General features: G+C 40.4%; 8 protein-coding genes. 4 read left to right on the plus strand and 4 right to left on the minus strand.

The genetic code is table 11. The annotated features are described in order from the left end of the window. The 4 genes from VJ937_RS01885 to VJ937_RS01900 form a co-directional block, all read right to left on the minus strand. A partial coding sequence (locus VJ937_RS01885; RefSeq protein ID WP_324065226.1) for an MG2 domain-containing protein occupies positions 1-5,635 on the minus strand: 5,635 nt, incomplete at its 3' end. Between the two features lie 164 nt (positions 5,636-5,799). Beyond that, positions 5,800-7,851 (minus strand): molecular chaperone HtpG, encoded by a 2,052-nt coding sequence (htpG, locus tag VJ937_RS01890; RefSeq protein WP_324065227.1) that lies wholly within the window; start codon positions 7,849-7,851, stop codon positions 5,800-5,802. 137 nt (positions 7,852-7,988) lie between these two features. Further along, a complete protein-coding gene (locus tag VJ937_RS01895; RefSeq protein ID WP_057954666.1) occupies positions 7,989-8,849 on the minus strand; it encodes a sigma-70 family RNA polymerase sigma factor in 861 nt (286 codons plus the stop codon). 239 nt (positions 8,850-9,088) lie between these two features. Next, positions 9,089-10,591, minus strand: coding sequence for a trypsin-like peptidase domain-containing protein (locus VJ937_RS01900; RefSeq protein ID WP_324065228.1), 1,503 nt, complete (start codon positions 10,589-10,591; stop codon positions 9,089-9,091). A gap of 140 nt (positions 10,592-10,731) precedes the next feature. Here VJ937_RS01900 and dapF point away from each other — a divergent pair, with 140 nt between their 5' ends. The 4 genes from dapF to VJ937_RS01920 all read left to right on the plus strand — a co-directional run bounded on the left by dapF (position 10,732) and on the right by VJ937_RS01920 (position 13,454). Next, positions 10,732-11,511, plus strand: a complete 780-nt coding sequence (dapF, locus tag VJ937_RS01905) for a diaminopimelate epimerase (protein WP_324065229.1) — start codon at positions 10,732-10,734, stop codon at positions 11,509-11,511. A gap of 61 nt (positions 11,512-11,572) precedes the next feature. Further along, positions 11,573-12,670, plus strand: a complete 1,098-nt coding sequence (locus tag VJ937_RS01910; protein WP_324065230.1) for a SiaB family protein kinase — start codon at positions 11,573-11,575, stop codon at positions 12,668-12,670. Beyond that, positions 12,670-13,077, plus strand: a complete 408-nt coding sequence (locus VJ937_RS01915; protein WP_057954663.1) for a DUF1987 domain-containing protein — start codon at positions 12,670-12,672, stop codon at positions 13,075-13,077. The genes VJ937_RS01910 and VJ937_RS01915 overlap by 1 nt, the downstream gene beginning before the upstream one ends. A 2-nt stretch (positions 13,078-13,079) precedes the next feature. Beyond that, entirely contained in the window at positions 13,080-13,454 is a 375-nt protein-coding gene (locus VJ937_RS01920; protein WP_324065231.1) for a DUF1987 domain-containing protein, read from the plus strand. Positions 13,455-13,558 lie beyond the last annotated feature (104 nt).

Raw genomic sequence — 13,558 nt, forward strand, 5'->3', positions numbered from 1 at the left:
CACCATCCCACGTGTAACCGCTCATCTGGTCGAGTGGCTCCATGCAAGCTGCATGGGGTGATTTGATCCATACGTAATCGAGCTCCCGGTTACTGCTTACCGTAATTTTAATACGCAGACGGTCTCCGGGTTTCAGATTGGTTTCATTAGATGTGGTTTCAAGCTTACTCCCTTTTGCTGTTTCCCGGACTTTGTATATTTTCCGGTTTACAGACATTTCGTCCTGTGCAGGCTCAATATTGGCGAAATCTTCGGTAAAACTATGGTAAACAGCACCCCAAACGGGAACCTCTCCGGGATTAGCCACATATACCTCTTTCATAAATGGAGTGGGTTTACCCAGTGATTTTTTGAAATACCCGGAACCGGCCTCACCGGCCATATCATCGGTTTTAATAATTTGCCGGCCCACTTTAATTTTGACCGGACTGGAACGTTTGAGCCAATTTCTACCGGTATTCAGCAATGCATCAATGGCCATTAACGATGCATCCTGGTCGCGCCATGCCTGACCCTGTTTTTGCCTTATGAGCCAAAGTTTCATGGCCTCAATTTCATCCTGTGGCTGTTTCATTAACTGGAAATACTGAATGATAAGTGCCTGTGTAGCTACCGGAGCTTCGTCCCATTGCCAGCCCATACGATTTGTGCGCCAGAAAATACCCTTTTCTTCATCCACGACGGCACGCTCCCGCAATCGATCAATTACAAGTCTGGCATATTCATCGTGACCGTAATAGGCAGCCAAATAGCCTGAGAGAACAAACTGTTGCAAAGCCATCTCCTGGTATCTTCTTGCATGGCGGAAATAAAATTTTTCAGCTTCGGAGGCAGGTTTGTATTGGTTATTCACAGCATGCTGCACCATAAAATAGCGCATCATAGCTGAAGATGTAACATAATCAGTTGTATCCATGTTATATTCCAGCATACGCTGATATTTTACCTCCACCTCATCTTTAAGATACCGCAGTGCTTTTGTCACAATACTTTTTGCTCCGCTTTGCTCAACGGTTTTCATGTGCAGGGTTTTCGACAGGTAAAATGCAGTTTGTAATGTAAAGTAATATGATGCCCGCATTCCAGGCCGCCAGCTGAATGCTCCGCTTTCCAGCTGTTGCGATTCCAGATCCGACAGGGCCATTTGCATTTGTTGCGATGTAAAATTCGGATTCAGCATTTCCAATAATACACCCCGTTGCAACTCCTCATCGGCTGCTACCTTTTCCCAGGGAGTTTCTGAAAGTAATAAATTACGAAGCTCTTCATTTTTATGCAGCGATGACTTCAATGCCCCGGGTTGCGATTTCTCCCAAACTTTCAGCACACGCTGAATTTTTGGATAGTCGCTGAGCATTTGGCTTGTACCGGACGTAATGTAAAAATTGCGCGCCATTTGTATGGCTGATGCCGATTGAGACCTGTATACCGCCGGTAAGGCTTTAATGGCCATCCAAACAGGGTTGGTAGTCATTTCGATAGTAAGCTCGTGTTGTGCGGCAGTTGGACTATTTAGCTTTTTTATGGATTCCAGCTTGTAAGTTTTCTTTTGCCCGGGCTTGTTCCATATCACCATGCTGTTGATGATGCGCTGCCTTGATGGTAAAACCGGAATATTGTGTAATTCGCCATCGGTATATGGTCCGCTTGTACCGCTAATCTGATAATTCAGGGCGCTGATATTTGCCGGCACTGAAAATTTCACCGCAAAACTTTTACTCTCGCCAGCGGGTAACTCAAACTCATTGACAGGCAACTCTGCTTCAAATTCATTACCGGTAACCGGGTTGAATATTTTTGCATTGGGACTTACTGTTAAAAGACTGTCGGTCATGTTGTAGGCCATAGCCTCTAATGTCACTTCATCACCGTTATGGACAAACCTCAATTTATTGGGAACTACCATCAAAGGTTTTTGGGTGACCACCTCATGTTTGGCATACCCGGCAGCTAAACCGGTATCGATTGCCAACACCTGCAACTTCCAGCTGGTCATGCTCTGTGGGGCTTCGAACTCCAGGAGTACTTTACCATCCTTATCACTTTTGAGTTTTGGATAAAAGAAGGCTGTTTCGTTAAAATTTGTTCGCAATGCAACGGCATCCTGCTTTTTGTCTTCTGGCTTAACAGCTTTATCTTCAGATAAATCAGCTTCCATATCGTATTGCATCTCCCCCCCTTTCATTTCAGCTGGTGGTGGAGTTGGTTCTTCTATTGCTGACTCATTATCAACAACTTCCAACATCATGGTTTGCTTTGACCGTACGCTGGATGCAGGTCCAAATGGATTTTCGATGTACCAATGCGGTTTGTTTTGTGGTTTATGCGCATAAGGTGCATGCAGATAAAGCCCGCTGTTATTAAAAGTGCGCGATTCCCAGTTCAGGTTGTAAAAGTTATGTAACTGGAATGGCAAACTCCAGTTATGCGCTACAAACTGATCGAGCGACAAATCGTACATGGAAGCCAGCACCTCGGCTCCCTGTAACACTTTACTATTTTTCTTAATCTGAACACTCCACTTTTCAGGTGTGCCCGGCACCATCTTGTTGCGAATTGAAGTAAAGCGGACATCCAAAACCCTGCTGACAGGCTCAACCTGAATTGTTGCGTTTCTCACAAACCGACGCCCCTGAGCAATCATTATTGCCGAAAGGTAGATTTGGCCTTCGCTCCTTTGCTGCACTTTAATCTCAATTTCTTCTTTGCGGCCATCTATTTCTATTTGTTTTGTAAACAACTCCCCCTCTTTGTCACTAGCAATTAAACGTATTTGCGCATCATCGAAGCGACTTGACAAATGGACTTTAACCATTTCTCCGGGCTTACAATCAGCTTTATCAGTGATCATGTTAAAAGGCTCAGCAAGTTTTATCCTTCTATATTCCGGATCTATGACTTTCAAATAATTATTCGCATACAGACTGTCTGCCACATACCACGTAAATTTGTAAAAACCTTCATCTAACTCAAATGCGTCGGGTAATGCCAGTTTATTGGCTGCAGCCTCAATTTCTGTTATCAGCTTACCTGTTGGCATGGCAGACAAATCGAGTGCATTGTTCCAGGCCATGCCTGGAAATGCTTTTTCCCATTGTTGCTTGTTGGCAATAATTTCTTCAGCCGCAGAAAAAGGCATTGGGTAAAACTGGTCATCGGGTGCCTGAAGTTTATTCACCACAAGCTTAACTGTTTCTGTTACTTCTTCTCCGTTTACACCTTTAATAGAGACCTGTGGAAGCTCTCTGGCATCTACTACCGGTTCATTTACTGTAAAACCTGTTTGTATTGGTCTGGGCGATACTAAATGGGTATATTCAAAAACCCGTGATGAACCGTCGGGCAAAGTTACCTTGCTTTCTACTGTATAACGCTGGAGATAATCGGCTTTAAGTGAATTAAAATTTATTTGGGCAATACCTTTGGTATTTGTAGTATCGGTGAAACTTGCCACCACCATTTCTGATTGTTGCGGGTACCAATATTTAAAAATCCCGGAACTCAACTTAACGGTTGTTTCCACAGTAGCTTTATCAATAGGCGCCCCTGCGAATGAATTCACTTCTAAATCTATGGCTACTTCTTCGCCAGGCAGGGTTAGTTGGTTTTTCACCTTCCAAGATGCATCGAAAACCGGTCGCTTGTAATACTGTACCTCAAAGGACAGGTTTCCGCGATCAGCCCTAAGTCGCATTGTTCCGGGGCGGGCACTCTGAGGTATTTTAAATTGTCCGTTAAAACTGCCATTGGGCCCTGAAGTATAGGTTTGTTTGGCAATGGTTTTTCGGTTGGCATCTATAAGCTGCACTTCAATTTTTTGATTGGAGTTGGGTTTCCAATCATCACCTGTTTTGAGTGTAGCAATTCCCTTGAAATGAATTAACTGGCCGGGTCTGTAAATGCTTCTGTCTGCATAAAACTGAATGTTTTCACGTGTCCGCTCTTTGCCCTGATGAAAAAAGTTGTGATTGAAACGCGTGAGCAACGTATCTCCTTTTGTGGAGATCTGCACTACATCAACTCTGTCCTTTCGTGCAAGGTCGAGCACTCCTTCCTGCATTTTCACTTCCCGTAATAATTCAAATGAGCGCTCTCGCGACCGATAATTGTATTGCATGTCGAGTAGATCGGCCTTGCAGGTTTCCATTTGTTTTCCACTGATTCGGTTTAGTGCTATAATGCGGGTTTTATCCTCTAATGGACGCGTAATAATGGCCAGATTTGTACTGTTGATTAGCAGTTCATCCATTACGTTATGCCGTGGCGCTAGTTTCTTTTCTGTTTCAATATCAAGCAAAAAGAAACCTTTTGGTAATGCAGGCAGCAAATCAATTACATTTCGTCTGAAATAACCGGGTTTTTCAGGAAGTTTAATTTTATGTTCCCATATCTTTTCACCCTTGGGTATGCCAAGGTCCCTGTTTGTTCGGTCTGAAATTGCGAAACTATTCGCATTTATAGGGTAAGCTATTACATTAATCCACTTTTGGTTTTTATAGTCAATGCGCAACGGAACAGGTTTTCCAGGTATTATCTGTTCCTGAACCTGCAGCTGAACGGTTGATCTCTCTAAGTCATCGAGCAATTCTTTACAGTCAGTGGCTCCATAGCTTTCAGGATAATTCTTCAAGCTTTCTTTACATAAGGCAATGGCCTTATTTTGCCACTCAACAGCCATCTTCTCGTTCTCTTTTGCCATGGCCTGATTTGCATAGCTGATATAGATTTTAGCTAAGGCCGCAGAAGCGACACTTGAGGCAGGGGTCTTCTTATTAAGTTGCCGTTTGAGTGCATCGACATATTGATTGATTTTATTAAACTGCTCATCTTTTTCATAGAGGTATTGCAATCTTTTAATATCCAAATGCTGCTGAAGGTTAGCCTTGCGATTCTCTTGATCTTCGAGCAACATTGCAAAATAACGTGACATTTGCGCTAAGGGATGCGCATCCTCATTTTGGAGATTTGAAGACACAAACGTAGAAATTGGTGCATAGCCGTTTGTCAGTTGATATTGATAAACACCATCAAAAATTTTGATGGTGTTTATAGCTGTGAGCAAGGCCAGGTCTATTATTTTCGAGGGCATCACTCCATCAATGCTTTGTGCAGTGGAAAACAACTCCATTTCTTTTGAAGTCAACTGGGCATCGCTATTTGTAGCAAAAATCTTTGAGACTTCCTGATCTATAAGCTTCCAAATATCGTGTTTCGACCAAGCTTTGGGTTCTTCGTTAATAATGCCATCATCGGCATTGTCGCGCAGTCTGTAGCTGTGTTGGTTATACCAATATTCGTAACCATGAATTTTATAAGTGCGCAGCAATACTTCGGTGCGCCCGAATGGTTGCTTAATGTGTACATCTAACCGTTTCAAAACCTTATCGAAGCTGTCGTAGCTGAACCATTTGTTGGCTGTGATTTCAATTTCAACAGCCTGTACAAAAATGAGATCTCTCTCAGCCTTGCGGGCTTTATCCTGAATCTTCAGGGCCAGATCGGCAGCAGATTTGTATTTACGTTCTTTTTGAAGTTTTTGTGCCTCTTTTAGTAATTGCTCAAGGTCTTTGTCAGGACCCATATTAGCAAAAAAGGTAAAAAGCGGTAGAAGGAAAATTAAAAGTATTGTTTTCATAATAAGCAGTATTTTATGCCCCTTAAATTAAAAGAATGTGCCAGTACATAAATTTTGGATAACGACGCAGTTATTATTTTGTTGAAAGTACAAAAATTTGAGGTTTGAGCATAAAAAAACCTGCTTTCGATTAAAAAAGCAGGTTTTGATATGATTTATGTTGCTTACTCTTCGAGCAATTCAACGCTGCGCTTCACAAATTTATTCAGATCTTCGCCTTTAAGCATATTGTTGGCAAGCAATCCAAGGTCAATCAATTGTTTAACCAGTTTTTCTTCTTTGCCAAAACCTTTGAGTTTTTCCTCTTTTTCGGCTTTTAACTCATCAAGCTTTTGCTGAACTTCGGTGCGCTTTTGTTTATCTTCTTCCGATAAATCCTCTTCTTTTTTATCGGCATATTTGGTAGATATCTCATCGAACTCTTTCTGCACGGGCTCAATAGCCTCATCGGTTTTCTTAAGCTCATCGCCCACCTCTTCATCAATGCTTGAAGCAAGATTTACGATCAACGGATGATTGCTGTTCAGTACGAGATTATAGCTATCGGGCAGGTTTCCGTACATGTTCGCTCCACCCTGCATTTCTGACATATCTTTCATTCGACGCATAAACTCCGATTGTGTAATCATTATCGGAAGCGTGTCCTCATCGAGATTCTCCACAGATACGATATAACTTCCATCTTCCGGTAAACGGCCACGGAAAACGGGCACAAGGTTGTTTTGCTGTTCATCAGAGAGTTTGGAGTCTTTTGAAACTTCTTTTTCAATCAATTTATCGAGTACATCTGCGTCAACACGCTTGAAAGATGCATCCTCGAGATCAGTTTCGAGTTTATTTACAAAGTGAACGTCAAGCTGTCCGTCCATTTCGAGCACATCGTAACCTTTTGTTTTGGCCTCTTCGATAAAGGTATACTGCTCGGTTTTGTTTGTTGTGTAAAGGTGCACGAGCTTTTTATCTTTATCGGTCTGGTGCTCTTTAATCAGGTCTTTATACTCATCGAAGGTAAAGTATTTACCATCGGTATTTTTGAGGAGTACAAAATTTTTGGCACGTTCTGCAAACTTCTCATCGGTAAGCATACCGTACTGAATGAAAATTTTGAGATCGTCCCATTTCTCTTCGAATTGCTTGCGGTCTTCCTTAAAGATATCGTTCAAACGGTCGGCCACTTTTTTAGTAATGTGCGAAGAAATTTTCTTCACGTTAGAATCACTTTGCAGATAGCTACGTGACACGTTCAATGGGATATCCGGTGAATCGATAACTCCGTGCAGGAGTGTTAGGAACTCGGGCACGATTCCTTCTACTGAATCGGTTACAAAAACCTGGTTGCAATAAAGTTGAATTTTGTTTTTCTGAATTTCAATGTTGTTCCTGATTTTCGGGAAATAGAGAATACCTGTAAGATTAAAAGGATAATCTACATTTAGGTGGATATGGAATAGTGGGTCTTCGCCCATTGGATACAACTCCTTGTAGAAATCTTTGTAATCTTTTTCTTCCAGATCAGCAGGTTTTTTGGTCCAGGCCGGCTCCGGGTTATTGATGATTTTATCCTTATCGGTATCCACCATCTTATCTTCTTTCCACTCCTGTTCTTTACCAAAGGCTACCGGAACAGGCAGGAATTTGGCATACTTATTCAGCAGCTCATTTATTTTGCTTTCTTCGGCAAACTCTTTTGACTCTTCGTCGAGGTGAATTACGATGTCGGTTCCGCGCTCTTTTTTGTCGTACTCTTCAAGTTGATACTCCGGAGAACCTTCGCATGACCAATGTACGCCTTTCGCATCATCTTTATACGATTTGGTATAAATCTCAACTTTTTCGGAAACCATAAAAAGCGAGTAGAAACCCAATCCAAAGTGTCCGATGATTGACTGTACATCATCTTTGTACTTGTCCAGAAATTCATTGGCACTTGAAAAAGCAATCTGGTTTATATATTTGTCCACCTCCTCAGCGGTCATTCCAATACCGCGATCGCTAATAGTAATGATTTTCTTTTCGGCATCGTTGCTAATGCGAATGGTGGTATCACCCATTTCACCCTCAAATTCTCCGCGGCGGGCCAGTGCTTTTAGCTTTTGTGTGGCATCGACCGCGTTTGATAATGCTTCGCGAAGAAAAATTTCATGATCGGAATACAGAAACTTTTTAATTATTGGAAAAATGTTTTCTGTAGTTACACCAATATTACCTTTTTGCATCTTATTTAGTTTTTTTGGTTATTTTCTGCAATGGAATTTCCAACATGCATGCCACAAGATTAAATGTGCCAATTCGTCACAAAACAAAAAAAAGGCTGTCGAAATTGACAGCCTTCAATATTTTGATACTTTTAAGTTTACCCGAGGTAAGCTTTCAGCAGTTTACTGCGTGATGTGTGGCGCAATCTTCTGATTGCTTTTTCTTTGATCTGGCGTACCCTTTCGCGGGTCAGTCCAAAACGCTCACCGATCTCTTCCAGGGTCATTTCCTGGCAACCAATACCAAAGAACAACTTAATAATGTCGCGTTCTCTTTCGGTAAGTGTGGCCAAAGCCCTTAAAATTTCTCTTCCGAGCGATTCGTTCATCAGGCTACCATCGGCTTTAGGACTGTCCTGATTTTCGAGTACATCGAGCAGGCTGTTATCTTCACCTTCTACAAATGGTGCATCAACAGATACATGTCTACCTGATACTTTCAATGTATCACTCACTTTTTCTTTAGGCAGTTCCAGTTTGTCGGCCAGTTCTTCCGGTGATGGTGTACGTTCATTTTCCTGTTCAAATTTTGAAAAGGCTTTATTGATTTTGTTCAATGAACCCACCTGGTTTAATGGCAGTCTTACAATTCTGGACTGTTCTGCCAGTGCCTGCAGAATAGACTGACGAATCCACCAAACAGCATAGGAAATAAATTTGAAACCTCTGGTTTCATCAAATTTTTCAGCAGCTTTAATCAAACCAAGATTACCTTCATTAATAAGGTCAGGTAGGCTCAGTCCCTGATTTTGATACTGCTTAGCAACAGAAACCACAAAACGCAAATTGGCTCGTGTAAGTTTTTCGAGTGCTGCCCTGTCCCCCTTTTTAATGCGTTGGGCCAATTCCACCTCTTCTTCAACTGTAATAAGCTCCTCGCGGCCTATCTCCTGAAGATACTTATCCAACGACGCACTTTCGCGATTCGTGATTGATTTAGTGATTTTTAACTGTCTCATATATACCTTTGATTTTACGGCTCAGATAAAGATTGCAAATATATTTTCACAAATAAATAAACATGAATCCTAATGTACTGAGATTCATGTTTTTATATTTTAAATTAAATAGCTATTATCATTCGTTTATAACTGTGTGCCCTTATACTACGCAGGCTTATTCAAAATGTTTCAGGCATTTATGTTTTTTTCTTATGGTATAGAGAACAGTTAAACAACGGAATGAGTTATTTAATATTTTATTTTCCAAATGCATAATATGCTTTCATTCCATTGGGATAAATTCCTTCAACCATTATACCGCCCTTAGATTGCTCTATCACCTGTCGGATATCCTTTTCAGATACAATTTTCATACCATTCATTGCCAGAATGATAAAACCTTCATGAATACCTGAACTTCTTAATTTACCGGATTCCAACTCCACAATTTTCATACCATGTGAAATATTCAGCAACTTTTTTTCTTTGTCGCTGACCTCCTCAAATTGCGCTCCCAGGTTCACCAAAGGATCTTCGCCCTGAATTATTTCAGTACTCCCCATTTTATTTTGAAGTATAACATCTTTTTCAACCTCGCGATTATTCCGCAGTACGGTAACTTTGAGCCGGTCTCCGGGTCTGAATTTACTTAATTGCTCCTGCAGTTGAGCCACATTTTTTATATCGACCGTGCCTATACGCACAATCACATCACCAGGTTCTATACCAGCCTTGTCAGCAGCGCCACCTTCACTTATATTGTCGATATAAACTCCTTTGAGGGTTTCAATATCATTTTCTGCAGCGAAACTTTCGTTCAGGTCGTGAATCATGATGCCCATTACAGCGCGCTGCACCTGACCGAATTCAATTAAATCCTCAACAACTTTCATAGCAATGTTTACCGGTACAGCAAACGAATAACCTGAAAATGATCCTGTTTTAGAAGCAATGGCCGTATTAATCCCAATTAATTCTCCTTTTCGGTTAACCAATGCGCCACCGCTGTTTCCGGGATTTACAGCTGCATCGGTCTGTATAAAAGCCTCGATTCCGTAATTTTCCCGAAGCAGGTTTATATTGCGTGCTTTTGCCGAAACAATTCCGGCCGTAACAGTTGAAGTAAGGTTAAATGGATTACCCACTGCAAGCACCCACTCTCCTATCTGCACATTATCTGAATTGGCTGCTTTAACGTGTGGTAAATTATTTTCATCGATTTTCAACAAAGCGATATCGGTACCAGGATCGGATCCAACTAACTCTGCATCGAATTCTCTTTTATCGTTCAGCACTACTTTAATTTTCTGTGCTTTATCAATCACATGATTATTGGTTACAATGTAGCCATCGTCAGATATAATTACACCGGAACCACTACCCACCACAGGTTGGCTTTTACGCTGGCTCCCCTGACCAAAAAAATACTCCAGAAACGGATTTCCATAACTATATTGTTGCACATAAGCTGTTTTAACGTGTACTACTGCATCAACAGTTTTTTGGGCAGCACTGACCATTTCATTCTCAAACATTCCAACCGGAGACGAAAGCCCTGCTGTTCGGGAATTAATTGTACCACTTTGATTAGAATCTACAGCTTTACGCACGAAACCATTTTGTTGCTCTATTTGCTCATAATTATTGCGTTGTTTAACGGTGTTGGTGTTTTGATTTGTGGAAAAGGTGTAAACCAACAAAACCAATAAACCACCGAATACCCCGGCAATAAAATTTATGAATAGCTTTCTTTTTTCCATAGTTTTTAAAGTTTTATCGGGTTATTAAAATATTATGTTCTGTGTTTAAGTTTTAAAAGGTACTTAAATTGTATAAATTTGTACGCTTATGAAAGTTCAAAATTTATACAAACATGCTGATTTTAACCTAACTTTAACTTATGCTGCAAAAATTTCATAAATACCATGGAGCCGGGAACGACTTTGTTTTAGTTGATATTTCAGAGAACAACGGAATAAAGTTAACACAAAAAGATATAGCGACAATTTGTCACAGAAGGTTTGGCGTGGGTGCAGATGGGCTAATTACGCTAGGGCCATCAGATAATTCGGACTTTAAAATGACATATTACAATTCTGACGGTTTTGAAGGCACCATGTGTGGAAATGGCGGGAGATGTGCAGTACAATTTGCCTATGATCGGGGTATGGCAGGCAAAAAAACCACGTTCGATGCAGTGGATGGCTTGCACAAAGGAGTGATTACCGATGATGAAGAGGTGAACCTTATGATGCAAAATATAGGTGAAATTAAAAATACGCCTTTTGGCATGTTTGCAGACACTGGCTCACCGCACCTGGTAATTGAAGCAGAAAATTTACAAAAACTGGATGTAAAGACCGAGGGGGAAAAGCTACGACACGATTCCTATTTCTATCCGGATGGCGTAAATGTGAATTATTACCAAATTATAGATAATGTTATTCATATTCGCACATTTGAAAGAGGTGTAGAAGCTGAAACCTGGGCATGCGGCACAGGAAGTGTTGCCACGGCAGTGATTGCTCATCACAAAAAGCAGTTCGACTCAAATTCTATAAAAGTCCAGGCTCGGGGTGGTCAATTGACCATTAGTTTTGAATTTAATGGTCGATATGAAAAATTGTGGCTGAAAGGGCCGGCACAAAAAGTATTTGAAGGTTATGATTTCATTAAGTAAAAAAATTTTCGATTACATTTTTTATTTAATATCTTTATTCCACCTATAAACTACTATTTATATGACCCTTGAACAGGAAACAACTTTTAAGATATATGACATACTGGATACCGAAGGCCTAAGTTATTTTTATCGTGGTGATTTAACTGCAAGCATTACCGATGGAATACTGGCGCTCACAGAAACCAACCTTACCAAAGCCAATGAGCCTGTAAAAGTTAAAAAGCGGGTGTATACCATTTTGGTCGAAGGCTTACAAAACATAACCCGCCACCAGGACGAGACCGGAACATGGAAAAGTTTCTTTGGCGTAGAGCAGAGTGGTGAATTTTATTACATCACCATGGCCAACATAATCCTGAATGAGAATCAGAAAAAACTAACCAGCCAACTGGACAAAATCAATAGCCTGGAAAAAGAAGAGCTTAAAGATTTTTACAAAAAGACCCTCATGGAAAATGAGCTCTCTGAGAAAGGTGGTGCCGGGCTTGGGTTAATTGAAATGGCCAGAAAATCAGGGAATAAACTACAGTATGCCTTTAAAAAGCTCGATGATAAATGGTCGTATTTTTACTTGCGCACCTACATAAAACATAATTTTGCCGCAGTGAATTCCGATGAATCGCATCTGAATTTTGGCAATATTTTCGATCTGCATGAGCAGTTAGACAAAGAAAATGTGCTCATTATCTTCAATGGAATTTTTAACCAGGAGAGCCTTATCAACCTGTTATCAATTATTGAAAGCCAAATGGCCGGGCAGGCCGCTTTAAAAAAGAAGGTATTCAATATTATGGTAGAGTTGTTACAAAATATTGTTAAGCATGGAATATCGCCCATTAAGCAAGAAGGTAATCCGGGACTGTTTTATATTTCATATTCTAAAAACGGCTATAAGCTTCATACAGGAAATTATATTAAACCAGATAAAATTGATTCGCTCAAGGAAAATATTGATAAAGTTAACAATTTGAACAATGAAGAGCTAAATGAGTTTTATGATAAACGGCTTTTCAATTTTCAGATTGACAATAACAAAGAATCTGGACTCGGCCTCATAGAATTACGCATGAAAAGTAACAGTAAACTGAAATATGCGTTTAAAGAGACAAGTGAAAAATATACCTTTTTCACAATCGAAGTAACAATAAAGGACTAATGGAACCACTTATACGCAAAGCAACAGAGGACACTCCTGAAATTATACTGGATAAGGATAAAAATACCTTTAGCATTTCGGAACGCTCATTGCCTGAAAATGCTTTTGATTTTTACAAACCGGTATATGAATGGTTGGAACAATACATTACGCAGCCTACAGAACAAACAGAGCTGCACATTAAACTCGATTATTTCAATACAGCCTCGGCCAAGCAGCTAGGTAAAATATTCAATTTGCTCGAAACCATTAAATATTCGCTAAAAGTAATTTGGCATTATTACGCTGACGATGCCGACATGCTGGAGAGCGGAAAACGTTTTGCCCGACTTACCGGAATAAACTTCGAACTGGTTGAAGAAGAGCCTGAAGAAGATAGTGATGACTTTAAAATAATTTACGATTAGCCATGATGCCTGTTCTATATATTGAAGCCACCAAAGATACACCACGGGTTATTTTTGATGCTGAGAAGAACCAATTTGAGATTACAGAAAAGAGCCTGCCAGAGGATGCCGTTGGATTTTTTCAGCCTATTTTTGACTGGCTCAACCAGTACATTGACCAGCCAAACCCTGAGAACACCTTTATTTTTTACCTTGATTACTTTTCGACAAGTACAGCCAAACAGCTTTCAAAGGTTTTCTTTCTTCTGGAAAAACTCTCTGAAAAATCTCAGGTAAAAATTATATGGAGATACCAGGCGGCCGATCTCGATATGTATAATGCGGGATTACGCTATCAGAAAATGCTGGATGTAGATTTTGAAATAGAGAAGGTTTAAAACTGAATACCCCAAACCAAAACATCGTCGATTTGCCTACTGCGGCCCTTCCACTCATCGAAACGTTTTTCTAACAAGGCTTTCTGTTTTAAAAAATCATGTTC

It is taken from the genome of Salinivirga sp. (assembly GCF_035268865.1).
Lineage (GTDB): Bacteria > Bacteroidota > Bacteroidia > Bacteroidales > Salinivirgaceae > Salinivirga.

Coding starts and splice junctions, on each gene's coding strand:
- dapF (WP_324065229.1), top strand. CDS start 10,732: ATGCTGCAAAAATTTCATAAATACCATGGAGCCGGGAACGACTTTGTT.
- VJ937_RS01900 (WP_324065228.1), bottom strand. CDS start 10,591: ATGGAAAAAAGAAAGCTATTCATAAATTTTATTGCCGGGGTATTCGGT.
- htpG (WP_324065227.1), bottom strand. CDS start 7,851: ATGCAAAAAGGTAATATTGGTGTAACTACAGAAAACATTTTTCCAATA.
- VJ937_RS01920 (WP_324065231.1), top strand. CDS start 13,080: ATGATGCCTGTTCTATATATTGAAGCCACCAAAGATACACCACGGGTT.
- VJ937_RS01915 (WP_057954663.1), top strand. CDS start 12,670: ATGGAACCACTTATACGCAAAGCAACAGAGGACACTCCTGAAATTATA.
- VJ937_RS01910 (WP_324065230.1), top strand. CDS start 11,573: ATGACCCTTGAACAGGAAACAACTTTTAAGATATATGACATACTGGAT.
- VJ937_RS01895 (WP_057954666.1), bottom strand. CDS start 8,849: ATGAGACAGTTAAAAATCACTAAATCAATCACGAATCGCGAAAGTGCG.